At 52.8% G+C, this 17,873-nt stretch carries 16 protein-coding genes and 2 tRNA genes; 5 read left to right on the top strand and 13 right to left on the bottom strand.

Annotation, left to right across the window (positions count from 1 at the left end; translation table 11 throughout):
• Window positions 1–17: 17 nt before the first annotated feature.
• On the bottom strand, window positions 18–941 hold the full coding sequence (locus AN477_RS14895) for a DMT family transporter (RefSeq protein ID WP_054969989.1): 924 nt from the start codon (window positions 939–941) through the stop codon (window positions 18–20).
• Window positions 942–963: 22 nt separating this feature from the next.
• On the bottom strand, window positions 964–1,950 hold the full coding sequence (locus AN477_RS14890) for an NAD(P)H-quinone oxidoreductase (RefSeq protein WP_054969956.1): 987 nt from the start codon (window positions 1,948–1,950) through the stop codon (window positions 964–966).
• 167 nt (window positions 1,951–2,117) lie between these two features.
• On the opposite strand from AN477_RS14890, the gene AN477_RS14885 reads away from it, so the two are divergent.
• Window positions 2,118–2,666: a hypothetical protein gene (locus AN477_RS14885; protein WP_054969955.1), complete on the top strand. Its 549-nt coding sequence runs from the start codon at window positions 2,118–2,120 to the stop codon at window positions 2,664–2,666.
• On the opposite strand, the gene AN477_RS14880 is transcribed toward AN477_RS14885, so the two are convergent.
• The 4 genes from AN477_RS14880 to AN477_RS14865 form a co-directional block, all read right to left on the bottom strand.
• Window positions 2,638–3,507, bottom strand: a complete 870-nt coding sequence (locus AN477_RS14880) for a glycosyltransferase family 2 protein (protein ID WP_054969954.1) — start codon at window positions 3,505–3,507, stop codon at window positions 2,638–2,640. The two genes, AN477_RS14885 and AN477_RS14880, sit on opposite strands and share 29 nt — an antisense overlap.
• An 86-nt stretch (window positions 3,508–3,593) precedes the next feature.
• Window positions 3,594–4,109, bottom strand: coding sequence for a DNA topology modulation protein (locus AN477_RS14875; RefSeq protein WP_342668566.1), 516 nt, complete (start codon window positions 4,107–4,109; stop codon window positions 3,594–3,596).
• A 199-nt stretch (window positions 4,110–4,308) separates the two neighbouring features.
• Entirely contained in the window at window positions 4,309–4,761 is a 453-nt protein-coding gene (locus tag AN477_RS14870) for a hypothetical protein (protein ID WP_054969953.1), read from the bottom strand.
• 711 nt (window positions 4,762–5,472) lie between these two features.
• Window positions 5,473–7,980, bottom strand: a complete 2,508-nt coding sequence (locus AN477_RS14865; RefSeq protein ID WP_054969952.1) for a glycoside hydrolase family 31 protein — start codon at window positions 7,978–7,980, stop codon at window positions 5,473–5,475.
• A gap of 427 nt (window positions 7,981–8,407) precedes the next feature.
• Between AN477_RS14865 and AN477_RS14860 the strand changes: the two genes are divergently transcribed.
• Window positions 8,408–9,868: a cation:proton antiporter gene (locus AN477_RS14860; RefSeq protein ID WP_054969951.1), complete on the top strand. Its 1,461-nt coding sequence runs from the start codon at window positions 8,408–8,410 to the stop codon at window positions 9,866–9,868.
• A 136-nt stretch (window positions 9,869–10,004) separates the two neighbouring features.
• Here AN477_RS14860 and AN477_RS14855 read toward each other — a convergent pair whose 3' ends face one another.
• Complete coding sequence (locus AN477_RS14855; protein ID WP_083486317.1) at window positions 10,005–10,952, bottom strand: MBL fold metallo-hydrolase; 948 nt, start codon at window positions 10,950–10,952, stop codon at window positions 10,005–10,007.
• Window positions 10,953–11,080: 128 nt separating this feature from the next.
• On the opposite strand from AN477_RS14855, the gene AN477_RS14850 reads away from it, so the two are divergent.
• Entirely contained in the window at window positions 11,081–12,061 is a 981-nt protein-coding gene (locus tag AN477_RS14850; protein ID WP_054969950.1) for an alpha/beta hydrolase, read from the top strand.
• Between the two features lie 70 nt (window positions 12,062–12,131).
• Here the strand turns inward: AN477_RS14850 and AN477_RS14845 are convergent.
• Together AN477_RS14845 and AN477_RS14840 are read right to left on the bottom strand one after the other, a co-directional pair.
• Window positions 12,132–12,208: transfer RNA gene (locus tag AN477_RS14845), tRNA-Arg, on the bottom strand.
• Window positions 12,209–12,215: 7 nt separating this feature from the next.
• Window positions 12,216–12,299, bottom strand: a tRNA-Tyr gene (locus AN477_RS14840).
• A 281-nt stretch (window positions 12,300–12,580) separates the two neighbouring features.
• Between AN477_RS14840 and AN477_RS14835 the strand changes: the two genes are divergently transcribed.
• Window positions 12,581–12,838 (top strand): hypothetical protein, encoded by a 258-nt coding sequence (locus AN477_RS14835; protein ID WP_054969949.1) that lies wholly within the window; start codon window positions 12,581–12,583, stop codon window positions 12,836–12,838.
• A 122-nt stretch (window positions 12,839–12,960) separates the two neighbouring features.
• Here AN477_RS14835 and AN477_RS14830 read toward each other — a convergent pair whose 3' ends face one another.
• Window positions 12,961–13,773 (bottom strand): DODA-type extradiol aromatic ring-opening family dioxygenase, encoded by an 813-nt coding sequence (locus tag AN477_RS14830; RefSeq protein WP_054969948.1) that lies wholly within the window; start codon window positions 13,771–13,773, stop codon window positions 12,961–12,963.
• A gap of 220 nt (window positions 13,774–13,993) precedes the next feature.
• On the opposite strand from AN477_RS14830, the gene AN477_RS14825 reads away from it, so the two are divergent.
• The gene (locus AN477_RS14825; protein WP_054969947.1) at window positions 13,994–14,947 is read left to right on the top strand and encodes an aldo/keto reductase family protein; all 954 of its coding nucleotides are present in this window, start codon (window positions 13,994–13,996) and stop codon (window positions 14,945–14,947) included.
• Window positions 14,948–15,047: 100 nt separating this feature from the next.
• Here AN477_RS14825 and AN477_RS14820 read toward each other — a convergent pair whose 3' ends face one another.
• The 3 genes from AN477_RS14820 to AN477_RS14810 form a co-directional block, all read right to left on the bottom strand.
• Window positions 15,048–16,286: a cysteine desulfurase-like protein gene (locus AN477_RS14820; RefSeq protein ID WP_054969946.1), complete on the bottom strand. Its 1,239-nt coding sequence runs from the start codon at window positions 16,284–16,286 to the stop codon at window positions 15,048–15,050.
• 89 nt (window positions 16,287–16,375) lie between these two features.
• Complete coding sequence (lepB, locus tag AN477_RS14815; RefSeq protein WP_245631837.1) at window positions 16,376–17,107, bottom strand: signal peptidase I; 732 nt, start codon at window positions 17,105–17,107, stop codon at window positions 16,376–16,378.
• A 141-nt stretch (window positions 17,108–17,248) separates the two neighbouring features.
• Complete coding sequence (locus AN477_RS14810) at window positions 17,249–17,863, bottom strand: hypothetical protein (protein ID WP_054969945.1); 615 nt, start codon at window positions 17,861–17,863, stop codon at window positions 17,249–17,251.
• Window positions 17,864–17,873 lie beyond the last annotated feature (10 nt).

The following is a 17,873-nucleotide window of genomic DNA, read 5'->3' as shown; positions in this document are numbered from 1 at the left end:
GCCGTATGTTTCGTAATTTATCCCTCGGTTGATGCGGGCATGCCTTCAACCGGGGCAACGACAACAGGTTTGGGTTGCCGCTTAGTCCCCCATACATTCACCACAGTCACACCGACAACGGCGATCAGTCCACCCAGAATGGAAATGAGGTGTGGCAACTCGCCAATCCAAACCCACGCAATGAGAATCGCCAGCACAGGGTTGATATAGAGCGAACTGGAGACCACGCCTGCCGGCGCACTCGCCAACGCTACTGCCCATGCCACGTAAGCCACCGCAGCCGGGAATATACCAATGTAGATTCCTGACAGGGTTGCCCCAACCGTTGCATGCGACATATCGTGCCACAGACCAGGAATAAAAACGAGCATTGGCAAGGTGCCGAACCAGGTGAAGTACGCAGTCAGGTCGATGGCGCGATACCGACCATGAAGCGGTTTTTGAAAGACAAAGAAGAGCGATGTCATGATGGCGGACAGCAAAATCAACAGTGCGCCTCTCGTAAAGCCAGGTACCCCGCCCGATCCGATGGTAATCACACCGACACCCACAAATCCCAGCAACGTTCCCAGCCAACCGATAGGAGTCAGGCGTTCCCTCAGTACGAACGTCGCGATAATGGAGGTAAAGGCTGGCGCTGCAGCGATGATCAGACTGGCTGTCCCAGCAGGGACCGTAAGCTCACCAAAGGTGAGCGAGGTATGATAGATGGTGATCCCTGAAAACCCAAGCAGGGCAAGGCGTATCCAGTCCTTGCCCTGTGGAATTTTAATGCCTCGAAACAGGGCGTAAATGATGAATACCAACGAGGCGGAAAGGAAACGAAGCAGAACCAAGTGGCCTGCGGTATACCCTCCTTCCAGCCCGGCGCGGATGCCTGCAAAGGCGGACGACCAAAACAAAAGCGTGACGGCAACCGCCAGCAACGTACGTGAACTCATCAATCGACCCATTCCTTGTTTATCACTCCGTTACCTGTAATACGATTTTCCCTGCATTCTGATTGCTCTCCATGCGGTCGTGAGCAGCTTTCACTTCGTTCCAGTCCATAACCGTATCCACCACCGGCACGAGCCTTCCGTCTGCAAACCGATGATATGCAAAGTCCCAGAAATCCCGCGCCAAGGCAACCTTTTGCTGCGGTGTCCGGGAACGAAGAGCGGTCCCGATAACCTGAAGACGTCGGGCGAGCAGATGACCGAGATCGACCTCGCTCACTTTGGATCCACCCATTGTGCCAATGATGACCACACGTCCGTCCATCTGAAGTGATTTCAGGTTGTCCGCGAAGTACGGTGCACCGATAAAGTCGAGGATAATCGAGACACCTTTATCCCCAGTCTGCTCTTTCACAAAGGGCGCGAACGACCCCTCTTTGTAATTCCATCCCGCACTTGCTCCAAGTTCTTGACATTTGGCCAGCTTTTCCGCGCTTCCTGCGGTGACAAGGCTCCTGCCTTCCAGTTCGCGGACGAGTTGAATTGCAGCTGTACCGACCCCGCTTGCTCCTGCGTGGATGAGGACGTCCATGCCTTTTTGAAAACCGCCGAGCTGCACGAGATTCAAATATGCAGTGAGGAAAACCTCAGGGATGGCAGCCCCCTGTTCAAAGGTCAGGTTATCCGGCAGGGGCATGGCCATGTCAGCTGGAATGACCACGTACTCGGCGTATCCCCCGCCAGGTAACAGTGCACACACCCGATCTCCCACCTGATAGCCCGCTACGCCGGGACCAATTTCCGCGATCTCACCCGCCATCTCGAGTCCGATGATTTCAGACGCCCCTTTCGGCGGCGGATAGAATCCCCTCCGTTGCAGGAGATCGGCTCGATTGAGAGCCGTTGCCCGGACCCGGACCAACAGCTCATTTTCACCGACCTTCGGTGTCTCTGTTTCACCAATGTATAACACGTCTGACTCACCAAATTCACGCATTAAAACTGCTTTCATCACGTCTCACATCCTTCGGGCAAATTCTGATGTCATTTTCTCACAATCCGACTTTAGGCGGAAGTCGAGTCCACCTTTAGGCCGTTGCTTCGAGGCTTGGTCTCGAATAGAGTAAGTGTATTAACCGGGATAATATACTGGTAAATGCAAGTGGGAGGACTTCCACCATGGCAAAGCGATGGTTTTTAAGGATGATCTCCGTTGCTCTCAGCATCGGGGTATTTTGTGGCGGATTCATGCCTATGATGCATTCGCTGCCTGGATATACAGCATTCGCAGCTGATAGAAACACAGAGGTAACAGTGACATCTACCACATCGGGAACTGAAACGTCCGGACTCGCTGGTGTTCCCGTATCTGCTTCAGCACCTGCAGCCGTTCACGGTTCCACAACAAGGACTCAAGGGTACGCACGCGGTTTCCGGTCCTACACCCGCCGGTCGACGAGTCGTTCGTATGGTTATGGCGGCTATGGGTACAGCGGATCGCACCAGGGATACAGCGGGTCGCGCCTCGGGTACGGCGGATTCGGATCGCACCTCTTTTCATTCGGTGCCGGATACATGTTTGGACGCTTATTTCATCCATTCGGTAGCTACTACGGGTACAGCGGGATGTATGGATATCACCACTTTTCCGTTCTGGGGCTGCTCTTCGATCTGGTGATCCTATACATCATCTGGCGGGTCATTCGAGCGTTCTTTCGCCGCCGTTGAGCCATGCAACCACGCGTTCCAGGGCCCCTTGGTCGTACACGTGCGTTTGGGTGTTCACGGAGAGGACCTTGTCGCACCATCCAGAAAGCAGCGGATCGCCGCGATAAGCCTTACAGTTCGTGTGAACGGCAAGTTCCTCTTCAGTGAACGAAACACCGAGCGTAGTCAGCAGTTCTCGCTGCAGGCTCGTCCCGCTGTTGAACTGCAGACTGCGGTACTGAGTCGAAACCTGCCCCTCGTGAAGCCGGCAGTAGAGCAGCGGTTCTTGCAGGTTGTGAAACTGCACCTGCTCTGCAACCGTTGCCCACAATCCGTAGTCTTCCGCATGTGGATACCCCGCCGGATAGGAGAAGTTGTGTTTGATCCAGTCATCTCTGCGAACGACCACTGCAGAGTGGATGATGTCGTTGTAAAACAACAGGCTGGCACGAATGTCTTCGTGATGAGACGGAAATGCCCTCACGTCGTCTGTGCCAAGGATGTACGCGTTCGCGGCCAAAAACGAGACCTCAGGGTGATCCTCCATGAACACGTATTGCCGTTCGAGCCGCTCTGGGAGTGAGATGTCGTCTGCATCCATACGTGCGAGATACTTCCCCGTGCCAAGAGCCATCCCCTGATTCAAAACTGCAACTAGACCCTGATTCTTCGGATTGGCTTCGAGACGGACCCGTGGGTCGTGGTAGGTCCTTACAACATCCACTGTCCCATCGGTCGATCCGTCGTCGATGACAATCAACTCGAAATCGCTGAAAGTCTGGTTTAACATGGACTCAATCGCGGTACCAATGTATCCTTCCCCGTTATAAACCGGTAGGATGATGCTGATCTTTGGCGTCATTGTGCACCTCATTCAGTGTAATTGGGTGTAATTAAGCATGCTTGCCGTGCTTATGCTTAGGTGTTCTTAGGTCTGCTTAGGTCTGCTTAGGTGTGATTGTTTGATAGGGCCCTGATTTGTCGTACAAACTGTCTGACTTGCTTTGGCGATCCTAATATGATGATTCGTTTCTCCTTTGAGAGCGCGGTCAGCTTGTCCATTATGCCGGGACGTCTGCGATTTCGGTAACTCCAAACCCAGCGCACAAACTCCCAATCCAGCTTCTCTGTGCACCCTTCGCGAAGATCCGGCCTCGTTTGACCATGATAACGAATTCTCCTTTTGACAATCCGATAGACCGTGATCCAGCTTGGCATGTCGAGAAAGATAATGGTGTCCGCCCTGGCAGCCCGCACATCAAGCGTACGGCTGTAATTCCCGTCGAGGATCCATTCATCTGCCGAGATGAGGTCTTTTACCGTGTCGTCCCACTCCTCTTCCGAGGTGGCTACCCAACCAGGGTTCCAGTATGCAGCATCTAGGTGACACACCGGAATCCCCGTGATTTCACCCATCTCCCGTGCCAGAGTCGACTTCCCTGCGCCTCCAGAGCCGATGATCAAAATCCGCTTCAGACGATTTCCTCCTCACCATTGTACAGGTCCGGTCCGCTGCGACGATGCGACTAGGTAGAACCGCGTCACAATTGCTTCGAGGGGTCCTTATTAGCGGCTCGAAGTTCGCCTATCGGATCGAAGTGCCGCAAATTAGAACCAAGCGCCGCTAATCGGATGAAAACTCGCTAATCGGATCGAAATGGGGTCAGTAGTAGAAATTCTGGTTTGTCCCGGCCCCATAGGGACCGTTTCCGTTGTACAGCACTGAGCTCGAATACCCCACGTACAGGACAATACCAAGAAAAATCAAGTTGAGCACGGGTACGATATTCAGGAGAACAAGCCATGGGCTGAGCCCAAAACACTTGATAAGTTGACCTATCCAATAGAGGAGGAAGATTGAACCGACAATCGGGATCAGCAACCATAGTACATTCAGTGCACTTTTGTTAATGGTCCACAACAACGGCCACAGGAAGGCGATAGGAATAAACGCCAGCCAAGCGTACGGGGTACCAGCTTTACGGAACATCATGTAGAAGGCGCCGGCCACAACGAAATAAATGATCAGATCAATCAACCAGAAAAATGTCGCAAACGCGTAGAAAATGGAGAAAGGAAAAAAGAACGGAAATCCCATGTGGTGTGTAACAACCATGTGATATCGCCACCCTCTTGGTATCGGCGGGCTCTCTGGCCTTTGTGTGCCACGCCGCTGCTGCTCTTTGTGAGCCACCCCGCTTGCCTCATGTTCCACCTAGCCTCATCTGCCACTCCTCTATGGTACGCAACATCGGATGGAAAAGAAATCCGTCCACTCGCGCAATGGGGGTGCCTTGGCGGCGGGGAGACAGCGACCGTTAACCCTTAACTGACATCGCGACACTCACGTACCTGACTTTAGCGGAACTCAGTTCCGCTGCGGCCACCCCTAACCAATACCCGCCTGACTTTAGCGGAACTCAGTTCCGCTGCGGCCACCCCTAACCAATACCCGCCTGACTTTAGCGGAACTCAGTTCCTCTGCGGCCACCTCTAACCAATACCCGCCTGACTTTAGCGGAACTCAGTTCCTCTGCGGCTACCCTTACCCGACGCCCGCCTGACTTTAGCGGAACTCAGTTCCTCTGCGGCCACCTCTAACCAATACCCGCCTGACTTTAGCGGAACTCAGTTCCTCTGCGGCTACCCTTACCCGACGCCCGCCTGACTTTAGCGGAACTCAGTTCCGCTGCGGCCACCCGACACCTACCTGTCTACGTCAAACGGTCATTTAATTATGAACAGACGGGCGCCCAAAAGCGCCCGTCTGCACCACATTCATATTAACTGTCCTTCGGCCCTTACCTTCGGACCTTAACTTCGGACCTTACCTTACCGTGAGGCTTGCAACATCGTCAGCTGCCTTCACGTAGAGTGTGTGAGTCGCACTGTCATAATGCCAACCAGTCGGTGCACTGGCCAATTCCGCCACACTGGAGACCTGGTTCAGACCATCCACGGTCGACGGTTCGAACGATAACTGGTGGATCTGCAGATCAATCGCTGCACGACCCGCATTGTAACCATCCTGGCGCCGGTTCCATTCGATACGCAATTCAGTAGTGTTGCCATCTGCTGCCCCGCCAGCGCCTGATGCAGCGCCTGACTCGTTCACGGTGATTTCCCACAGGTTGTATTCACCCTGCTCATGCGCGAACGTAAACCCATCGTCTTCATAGAACGTGTAGACGCTCGATCCGTTCAGATTGCCCGCATAAACCCGGAACAACAACTGTCCTCCAGCAACAGGTGAACCATTGACGTGATGTTGCACGACGGGTTGTTCAGCAATCACAGTGCCAGCCTTGATGTACATTGGGATCTTGTCGAGCGGTGCATCGGCAAGAATATGTCCCGGTGTATTGTACCGCTGACCGGTCCAGTAATCGTACCAGACACCTTCAGGCAGGTAGACGCTGCGTGCAGTCGTATCAGGACGATAAATCGGGGCAACGAGGATTCCTTCGCCGAGTAAGAACTGGTCACTGATATTTGTTGTCCGCGGGTCTGACGGATACTCCAGCACCAACGGGCGTACAACAGGTACGCCCGTTTGGGTTGCCCCGTAAAACAGGCTGTATAGATGCGGCATCCAGCGGTACCGCCAATTTGTATAGTCACGAATGATAGTCTCATAAGGTTCATCAAAAGCCCAGGGCTCTTGACGCAGTGTGTCGAGAGCACTGTGGTTCCGGAAGAACGGGAAGAACGCGCCCATCTGCGTCCAGCGCGTCAGCAACTCGCCAGTCGTATGGTGAGCAAAACCGCCTACATCCGGCCCGGAGAACGTCACACCAGACAATCCGAGGTTCAAGACCATCGGCATCGCCATGGCCATGTGTTCCCAGAAACTGCGATTGTCACCGGTCCAAACGGCTGCGTAGCGTTGCACACCACTGTATCCAGCACGCGTCAAGACAAATGGACGCTCCTCGCCAACTTGACTGCGCAATCCCTCGTAAGTTGCCTTCGACATCAACATGCCGTACAGGTTATGCAACTCCGCGTGTGTCTTCGGGTTGCCATTGTTGTCATGCATGATGTGCGGTTCCATGGTCTTGATCTCGTTGAATATGGCAGGTTCGTTCATGTCATTCCAGATGCCCCGAATGCCAAGGTCCGTGTAAAAACGCTGCTTCTCACCCCACCAAGCAGCCACGTTGTCACTCGTGAAGTCCGGGAACGCACTTTCGCCCGGCCACACATCACCCGTGTAGACCGTACCTTCGATCGTCTTGCAGAAGAAATTCCCGGCAATGCCTTCTTTGTAAATCGGGTAGCGGGGATCCCGTTTCACACCGGGATCGACAATGGGAACAATGTGAAATCCCATTTCTGCGAGTTCGGTCATCATCGCTTTAGGGTCGGGGAATCGTGCCTGGTCAAAAGTGAAGACGCGATAACCCTCCATGTAATGGATGTCGAGGTGAATGACGTCACAAGGAATCTGTTTAGCCCTGAACGTCCGAGCGAGTTCAAGGACCTCCTCTTGATCCATGTAGCTGTAGCGGGACTGATGGTAACCGAGTGCCCACTTGGGCGGCAATGGCATACGTCCGGTCAAACCCGTGTATTTTTCGATCACTTGCTTGATACTCGGGCCAAAGAATATGTACAGGTCCAAGTCTCCGGTCGAGGTCTGAATGGTATAGGCATCTTTCCGAGAACGCATATCAAATACGGTTCGGCCTGGGTTGTCTAGAAACACGCCATAGGAAAGGGTCTCACGCATGTGAAGAAGAAGCGGAATCGATTCGTACAACGCTTCAATCTCTGGTACGTGCGGCGCATAGACATCCGAATTCCACATTTCATAACGTTCACCGCGTTTATCGAGAAAGCTCGTCTTTTCGCCAAGGCCATAGAAGTGTTCCGTTTCATCACTCTGTGCGATCCATTTGACCGAACCGGACTTATCGATCCAAACGGAATCTGTCTTGTATACCAACGTTCCATCCTTGGTGAACACCTGAAGACTGAATGGATACTTCCAAACGACAACGCGTAGAGTCTCTGTAGCCAAGGTGATGACACTTTCTTCAGGGAGCACATCGACCGTGACTGCATTTTCTAAGTCTGCAAACGATGCTACAGGTTCAACGGCTTGTGTCGATGACCAGTCAACGTCATCACCTGAAAACATCTTGATGCGAATGGTATCATGATTCAAAAAACGAACAGCAAAATTGCCGTCGGGTGTATAAAAGCGATGAACTTTTCCGCTAGACCCGGCATCGGTAACGTAACCAATCACCTGGCCAAGCTTATGTTCAGAACCAACTCTTCCAGAAGCGTGTGTATTTTTATCAGGGTGTATGCTCTCGCTGCTTTCCATGGGTCTCCACCTCTGTCTGTACGATATCTCATCAAAATCTCATCAAACGAATCCAGAACGTGATTCTCTCTCCAGTTTCACAGTATATCATCATGCCAGAGAATGACAGAGATACAGTTTCACTGAATTCCGAAGGGATTCAAGAGCGAGATTGGGCATGTTGCACCGAAACGGAGCAACAGCACACACATCAGAAAAGCTCTGTGAAGCGGGTGCGTTCTGACACCAGAGGGCTATAGCAGGTTGTTAAAGACAGTAGAATGGGGATCGAAGGCATATCGGGGCAGGATCAACCGCACCTTAAAACGAATTGTTTAGGAACCTGATTTGACAGCAACCTATTTTCAGAGACTCGTGTAGGACGCGAACTGTTTTTAGTCAGACGCAACCTGTTTCAGAAACAATCTCTCAGGCGGTGAAACAAAATATGAGCCCAACGTACAATTCACTGTTCTTGGTGACCGTCGCCGCAGTACTTGGACCCTGGATCTCGACGCATCTCTTTCGGTCCGTGATCCCTTCCGTCATCGTGGAGATCTTGATTGGCTTCTTGATTGGCCCCCACATTTTGCACCTCGCTCAACAGACGGCCAACATTAACTTTTTATCGCAGTTTGGATTTGCCTACCTGATGTTTCTGTCTGGAATGGAGCTTGATTTCGATCTGCTGCTCGAGCGTCCCGCCAAGGGAGACAGTCCGTCTTGGCTGCGCGGTCTGATATTTTTTGCTATTACACTGGCCATCTCCTTGGCCGTAGCCTTGTGGCTCCACCACGTTGGCCTTGTAAAAAGCGTGCTCATGGTGACCCTCCTCCTCAGCACAACATCGCTTGGTTTAGTCACACCGGCATTGAAGGAACGTGGTTGGATTGGAGACAAGTTTGGTCAGGAAGTACTCCTCTATGCCTTGATTGCCGACGTCGCAACACTGATTGTTTTTACGGCGTACATCACGTTTCACAGTACAGGTAACGCGTTTAGTTTCCTGCTCGTGATGGTGTTACTTCTGTTCTTCGTATTTGTCTACCGGGTGCTTCTCGCAGCGAGACATCTGCCCATTTTTCGGGTCGTTGAGAACGCAACGAGCGAGATTGGGATTCGAGCTTCGTTTGCGCTGGTGCTTGCCTTCCTTGCATTTTCGGAGACACTTGGCACCGAGGTCGTGATTGCCGCCTTTCTCGCCGGGGCCATCATTTCCCTGCTTGCCGAAAAGCACTCCCAATTAACAACGAAGTTAAACTCGATTGGTTACGGCTTTTTCATTCCTATCTTCTTCGTCAGCGTAGGCATGCAGTTTAATTTGACGGCCATGACCGGGACCAGTGCGTTCCTGTGGATGATGCTCTTGCTGCTGGCCACGATGTACGTCAACAAGTTGCTGCCATCCCTGTGGTTTTTACGGCGATTTGGCTTCCGACAACGACTTGCGGGCGGCTTCTTGCTCTCTTCCAGGCTCAGCCTGATGATTGCTGCGAGCCAAATTGGCGAACAGGCGGGCCTCATACCCGCAAGCATGAGCAACGGGTTTGTGCTGCTCGCCCTTGTGACATGTGTCTTGTCTCCCTCTGCATTCAATCAGCTCATTCGCTTCGTCACCGCTCCCGAAGACCGCGCTGCAATGCAGAAAGATGCTGTGGTAACCATCAACCGCGAGACACTCCCACCGAACTGGGAAGTTCGGCAAATTGAAGTTCGATCTCGCCGTCTCAATGACATTGCACTGCGTACACTGCATCTGCCGCAAGACTTGTTGTTTATATCCTTAGTTCGCGGCGACGAACGAATCGTCCCCCGCGGACACACTCGGCTGGAACAATTCGACGTTGTCCAGGTCATGGGCACTCCAGAAAACCTGCAGCGACTCTCCGAACTGATGGAAGAGGTCTAGTCGCCGCCTGCCGTGCGGTGACAACCCACCTCAACGCGAAAGCCCATCAGCCAATCTCATCAAATCTACCAGCTAAACCCATCAGTCCCAATCTCATCAGCGAAGCCTACCAGCCAACCCTTCGGGACCGGGCAGCTCATTTGGGCGGGAGTCGGAAGCTCTCGCCTACGCGGCGAACCACCACCCGGTCTGCCATGCCGTCCTTCGACGCGGCAGCCATCATGCGTTCCATCGGTTCGTCGACAGGCTCCATGGACAAGACGAGGGTCCCCCAGTGAATCGGGATCAGCCACTTGGACTTGCTGTCACGAAACATCTGCCAGGCTTGTTCAGGGGTACAGTGTGCCGTCTGAAAGTTATCCGGCGAATAGGCGCCAATCGGCATACACGCGACATCAATGGTGGGCTCCCACGTTCCGAGATCCTGGTAGTCTTTGGTCATCGCCGTATCCCCTGCAAACAATACCCGAACACCCTTGTAATCAATGACATATCCATTCCACTTGTAATCCCGATTCCAAGGGTAGCGTGCCCCCCAATGCCGTGCTGGTACGGCTGTAATCGTTGCCCCTTGGCGAGTCTCCATCGAGTCCCTGACCTTCAGCTCGCTGATGCGCCCAAACGGTAAATGGCGAACCAACTTACTTGTGTTCTGAGGAATGATGACCTCAGCTTCGCGACGGGCAAAGCGACGCAGGGAAGGCAGATCAAAGTGATCTAAATGCGCGTGCGACAGCAAAACGAGGTCTACCTTATCTTGGACTTCCTTGATCTTCAGCGCAGGTGCCGTAAATCTCTTCGGTCCGATCACGATGCCTGGAAATGGCGACATGCCGACTCGCTGCATGAACACCGGATCGGTCACAATTGTCAAATCATAAATCTTGATAAGCAGCGTCGCATGTCCAATCCACGCAATGTTTACTTCGTCGTCACGCCAGTTTTCGATGTCAGGCCGAACCTCAGGATATCGGTAAGAGGGTTTTGGCATTTGTTTGCGATATTTGAGGTAGTGCGCATACAAGTATGTAAATGCGCCAAGGATAATCGCGATCAGTATCAAAATGAGCCAAATCCACCACATGTGCCCTGCAGTCACTCCTTCAGTTTGTGATTCCGATGATTTGTCGTTCGAAACACATTTTCCAACAGACAGTTTCCACTTGGATCATAGCACAATGGGCTACCCGCCCGAGAAGGGACTGACCCATCATGCCTCTCGATCCCAAAGCCGAGGTATTTCTCCAACGATTAAAAGTGCTCGGTGCACCTGCCATTCACAAAATGTCCCCAGACCTCGCACGCAAGGCGCAAGCCACAGGGTATGCTTTTTTGGCTTTTAAAATCCAAAAAGTTGCCGTGGGCCTCGTCCAAGACCGGACCGTATCGACACAAAAACGCGAGACACCGGTTCGTATTTACTGGCCTACAGCCCGCGAATCAGGCGCATCAGCACCTTCTCCCTTGATCGTATTTATACACGGCGGCGGATGGGTTCTTGGCGATCTCGATCAGTACGACGACATGTGCCGCCGACTCTGCCAAGGTGCGTCCAGCATTGTGGTTTCTGTCGACTACGGTTTGGCGCCTGAGTGGAGGTTCCCAGCCCCTGTGGAAGAATGCTATGCGGTTACCCGATGGGCTGCAGATCACGCAGAGGCCCTCGGCGCAGATCCGAACCGGATCGCTATCGCAGGCGACAGTGCCGGTGGAAACTTAGCAGCGGCGGTTTGTTTGTTGGCGCGGGATCGCGATGTCCCACGCCTGGCCTGCCAAGTCCTTATGTACCCGGTAACACACATGCTGAGTGAAACCGAGTCGAGGTCAAGAAACGGTTCAGGCTACTTTCTCGAAGGGCCGGATATGCTGTGGTTTGGCGAGTGCTATCTGCGGGACAGATGTGACGCCAAGGACCCGCTGGCGTCGCCACTCCTCGCTTCTGATCACAAGGGTCTTCCGCCCGCAGTTGTCATTACAGCTGAATACGATCCGCTGCACGATGAAGGTGTTGCATACTCGGCAGCACTTCGAAAAGCTGGAGTCCCGACGGTTCACCGGGACTATCCCGGGATGATTCACGGGTTCATGTCAATGACCTGGATGTTTGAACAAGCCATTGAGGCAATCGACTTTGTTGCCGAAACTTTGCAGATTACCTTCACGTATAACGCACAAGAGGAAGCTCGGGTCTGACCGGTCTAAGATAACCAAAACAGCCGTGCCAAGGACGTTTGTCCAAGGTACGACTGCTTGCTTGTTCCTATGGCGCGCCCGGAGAGGCTCGAACTCCCGGCCTCTTGATTCGAAGTCAAGCGCTCTATCCGACTGAGCTACAGGCGCAAAAACATGGTGGAGGGGGAAGGATTCGAACCTTCGAAGCTTTCGCAACGGATTTACAGTCCGCCCCATTTGGCCACTTTGGTACCCCTCCATAATGAGAGAACAAAATGTACGGTAACACACAGGAAAAGCTCTCGTCAAGAGACAACCGAGTGACAACGGTTGGTTGGGCCCATGCGTCTGCACTTCTATCTTACCAATTCTTCGTATTCAGACCACCCGGTGCGTACCCCATCTGGTAAAATCACTGCATAAGAAGCCCAACACAAAACATAAGTAGACACGTCGTCGATGATGTCACCCTGAACTGCCAAGTTGAGAGGGTGTCATCTCCGCAATGCCTGAAGCCGACATCGAAAGGATGATCAGAGCATGATTATCGGATTCGGTTTTGGATCGCCGTTGACAGCCCTGATCATGCTGCTTGCAACCAGCGCAATCAGTTATGTCATCTGGCGATCGTTTCGAAAGCTCAATGGCCGACCAAACAAGCCGACACGCGCGGAGTTACGCCGATATTATGAGGAACAACGCGAGCGAGCCCGTGCACTCGCCCGCGAATTCGACATCTCCGATGAGGAAATTGAACGGAGAATTGACCGGGAATTAGACAATCACGATGGCCACTGAAAACAGCAAATGCCAGACTGTCATCCACGATCTCACATATGGTCGCTCTCCCAATGTATTCGGTGCCTATGTCCCTAAGTCCCTAACTGGTCCCTAAGGTCGTAAGGCGCCTAACTGATCGCTTACGATGCGTGCACAGCCGCGCACAACAGGCCAAAATACGTGGGTACCTCGTAGGACAGGACTTCCACACGGCGGGTGTCTGCAGGCATCGCCCCCGCCAAGATTAACGTCTGCCAAATGCCATCCGGCTTTGCGTTTTCGATAAAATCCAAATCAAAGTCAGCCATGGCCTCGAGTCGGTTTTCCTCGAGCAACTGAACAACCTCTGCATCCAAGGTTGCAGCATCCTGGTGATATCCATAAGGCCCCTTCTCATCGTGGGCGTGCGCCCAGTCGCAGCTCGCGATGAGGCCGACCCGTTTGCCAGACGCAGTCACAGCTGCAGCGAGCGCCTCTCCCATACGGATCTGATCCGCAAAGCTGAGCGTGCGCGACGGAGTAATAACGACGATGGGGACCTCCGGCATAAAATGGAGCGGAACCAGAACGCCCCAGTCCATTTGGAGGCAGGACAAAGGTCCTTCAGCAGTGGCGTAGTTGACTTGCGCCACAGGTACCTCGCGTTCCTTAGCCACACCCGCAATCTGCCGGGCCAGTTCACGGTCGATCCGCCGATCCATCCTCACAATTGCTCCATCATCTTCGAGCTCACCATACATGTGCTCAGAGTCTGTAATGGAGAATTGTCCGTCAATCCTCAAACCGTGCGGCGTCAACACGACAATTGTTTCAGGCTGCTCGTTTGCCATGCGCTTGCCGAGCTCTTCCATGCTCTGCCGAGTCTTCTCCATCAGTCGGGGTGACGACGTGGATAATTCCTCGATAATTTGCGACCCATGCGGTGTGAGACATCCAAACACGAATCCTGACATGCTGCTTCCCCCTCCGGCAGTGAAATTTCACTTTTTGTATGCAATAGCCTACAATTATAAGTCGGGACAACTGCGCAATCCTGAGTGGCAATGTCCAGCCTGTCCAGCCTCAGCCTGTTCAGGCATCAGGCAGCTCAAGTCTGTACATCCATCTGATTGCGGCGCACTGACCCAGACGTTCGTCAATTCTATTTCTATTCTACTTGGAGGTGTCTATGATATGGAATATCGCAGACTCGGTAAAAGTGGTCTCAAAGTTTCAGAGATTGCTCTTGGCAGTTGGCTTACATACGGCACAGTAACGGAGCGCCAGCAGTCTATTGCCTGTGTCAAGGAAGCTTATGACCAAGGCATCAACCACTTCGACTGTGCCAATGTGTATGGTTCTGAGCCGCACGCAGCTGAAGTAGTGCTCGGAGAGGCTCTTGCCCCGTATGACCGCGACAGCTACGTGCTGACTACCAAAGCATTCTGGCCGACAGGCAAAGGTCCAAACGATAAAGGCCTCAGCCGCAAGCACATCTTTACCCAAGTCGAACAAAGCCTGCGTGCCCTGAACGTGGATTACGTAGACATCTTCTATTGCCATCGCTTTGATCCCGAGACCGACCTTGAAGAGACCCTTCGAGCCCTTGACGATCTCGTTTCCCAAGGCAAGATCCTCTACGCTGGCTTAAGTGAATGGCAGCCCAATCAGATTGCTGATGGAATTCGCCTCCAACGCGAATTTAACCTGCACAAGTTTGCTGCCAGTCAGCCTGTCTATAACATGCTGAATCGTTACATTGAGCACGCTGTCATCCCCATCTGCGACGATGCCGGCATTGGCCAAGTGGTGTTCTCACCGCTCGCTCAAGGTGTGCTCACCGGTAAGTACAGGCGTGGTCAGGCCGCTCCAGAGGGATCCCGCGGAGCAACGGATCGCGTCAAGGCATTTGTCGAACGCCAACTGAACGACGAGACATTGAGCAAGGTTGAGCGTCTTGAAGGCGTTGCGAAGGAAGCAGGTCTGTCCTTGGCACAGCTTGCAATTGCTTGGATTCTCCGCCTCGACAGCGTGTCAAGCGCTCTGATTGGTGCAAGCCGACCAGAACAGGTTCTTGAAAACGTAAAGGCTTCAGGCGTGAAGCTTGACGGAGATACCCTCGATAAGATTGAAGAGATCCTTGCCTAAGCGTAAGTCTTCCGTAAGCAACTGATTCAACACCTTTGAGCAGTGTTAGCCAGACCATTCGAACTAAGGCGTGCCGTGTGGCACGCCTTTTTTCACAGGTTCAGTTTGATTTCGATGCGATCCGCTTCACTCCATCGATCAGGGCTTCTACCTCTGCTAAGGTGTTGTAGGGTGCGAGACCTGCCCGTACCCAACCGCCATGTTGTTCGACTCCCAGCTTGTCAGCCAGCGTAGATGCGTAGAAGTTGCCATCTGCTGCAAAGATGCCTTTCTCCTCGAGCAAAATCTCACAGACGCTGCGCGAGGGAACGCCTTTGACGATGAAGGAAACCGTTGGTGTTTTTCGAACACCGGCTGCAGCAGCAAACACCGTAACCCCGTCGATTTTCCGCAACTCCGTACGCAGGTGGTGTGCCAACTCTTCCTCATACGCCTCAATCGCTGACATCGCAGACAGAATGCGATCGCGCAGAGATTCTCCTTCCCCAAGCGAAGCGATAAAGTCGATCGCCCCGACAATACCAAGCATGCCCTCGTGGTTCTGCGTCCCCGTCTCCAACTTGTCCGGAATCTGCGTGGGTGCAGGCTCAATCTTATATACCCCGAGTTCATTGAATACGTCACGGCGAACACAGGCGATACCCATATGGGGTCCGAAAAACTTGTAGGCTGAACAGAGCAGAATATCTGCACCGAGCTCATCTCGGTCGATCGCGATGTGCGGCGCTGCATGAACTGCGTCTACAACAACCAATGCCCCAACCTGATGAGCTTTGTCTGCAATCGCTCGAACATTTGTCACGGTGCCGACACCGTTGCTGGCCAATCCGACCGCTACAACGCGTGTACCAGGGGTGATAATCTCATCAAGTGAATCGAGATCAAGCGTAAGCGTCTCTGGATTGACCCGTATCCAGTCTGCCTCTGCCCCCTTATCGGCAGCAGCACGCAACCATGGGTCAACGTTTGCCCTGTGGTCGAGTTCTGTAACGACGACTTTATCCCCTTTGCTCCAATCTCGGCAAAGCGCACGGGAGATAGCCATGTTTAAAGTGGTCATATTCGCGCCGAATGCAATCTCGTCGGGTGACGCCCCTAACAGTGCGGCCGCGTGCTCCCGAGCAGAAGCAATAGCCACTTCGGTCTCAACACTGGATGGAAATGCCCCGTGGAGATTTGCGCCCCCGCTGACCATATACCGAACCATGCCGTCAATGGAAGACTGTACCATCTGCGACCCGCCAGGACCGTCAAAATACGCAACCGCTTTCTGGTTGTACAACCTCGTAAGGGCTGGGAATTGCTTGCGAATCTCTTCGATCGCACTTTTAATATCCATGGATTACACCTCTGTGTACAGGATGTTCGCTGAAGACGTGGTTCTGAAAGGTCCAGCTTTCAAATGCCACTGTTGTTCCGGCGCCGCTGTTATTGAGGGATCTGGTGAAACTCTGACGGCGGCCATACTTCGAAGTCGGCTCTTGCGATTATGAAAGATCGCGGTACGTACTTATGCACCCAGTCCCGGCTGTCATCGGAGATATTGCGGTTATCCCCCATCATAAAGTAGTGACCGGGAGGGACGTGGTAGGGACCATAGTTTCCGGCCGTGTAGAGACCGTGCAAATACGGTTCCTGTAGTTCCTGACCGTTCCGGTAAACGTGTCCGTTTTTGACAACAATCGTGTCTCCAGGCAATCCAATCACACGTTTCACAAAGATCTGTGTTGGATTATCTGGCCAGTGGAAGACGACAACCTCTCCCTCGTAGATCGGCATCCATTCAGTCGCAAGGTGATCCAACAAGATGTGTCCTGGGTTTTGGATGGCCGGGACCATCGAAGCGGAAGGCACATACGCAAACCCAATTACCCACGTTGAAAGGATTCTCGCTGCCAAAACCCCCAGTCCGACAGGCCAGATCCAGTTCCAGACCGTCCAGACGGGCGAACGCTTTAGGGCCTTGAAGGGTCTGCGCCGTTTTCTACGCCCCATTTCTGGTGACTGCTCTGGTGACTGCTCTGGTGACTGCTCTGGTGACTGCTCTGGTGACTGCTCTGGTGACGGACGGTCGTTGAAACTGCTTACAGATTCTTGTCTGATGTGTTTGGGGCGCTTGGCATGTCTGCCCCCAGATGACTTATTGCCGTTCTTTCTCACTGGTTGTTCTCATCACCCTTTTCTTTCGCGACTACTGTTATTTATGATAGCAGGTCAGGGACACGCAGCGCAGTTTATGAGTCTGTCAGAAGATAAAATTTCATAAAAGAGAGGGCTCCGCTGGTGCGAAGCCCTCCTTCCTCAGGATTCTGATTCAGTTGCTGACTTTTTACGACGCTTTGCGGTTGCCTTGCGCTTACTGATTTTCAGCTTGGACTCACGCTCAACAGACGTATGCTTTGTGATCATCGCAGGCGTCAGCTTACCTTTTGCCGTGAAAGCACAATAATCAAACGGTGTCTTTAACTCGTCTTTCGGAACCTTCATTTCATCTGCTAACATGTCGACATCGAGGACTTCTTTCTCCCGGATACTCAGGTTCAGCACCGCGTTTTGACCGGAAGGGAGAGAAATCACAACCTCATCATCGCCGAGTTGCTCGAACAGTTCCTCAAGCTCTTCAAAAATCATTTTGTTTTCTTCGTTCCGTTCGCGGGCAATTTCCTTGTTCTGAAAATACTTGAGTACCTGGGTTTCAATCTTCGCATGCAAGCGGAGCATGGCTTGTTCAGGTGTCAGTTCGGATTCCTTGTCACCCTCATCGGCCGATTTTCCTGTGTCAATCGAATTTGTTGCATCAACGAATTGTCCTGAGTCAGCGGACTTCGCCGCATCTGCATCCACCGAGGTTTGCGCTGTTTCAGGGAATTCCGAGACAGCCACACCAGTCTTGCTTTCATTCGTAAAATCTGCCAATCCATTCACC

Source organism: Paenalicyclobacillus ferrooxydans, assembly GCF_001399675.1.
In the GTDB taxonomy this organism is placed as follows: Bacteria; Bacillota; Bacilli; order Alicyclobacillales; family Alicyclobacillaceae; genus Alicyclobacillus_B; species Alicyclobacillus_B ferrooxydans.
This window is presented reverse-complemented; position numbering and strand designations above follow the sequence as displayed.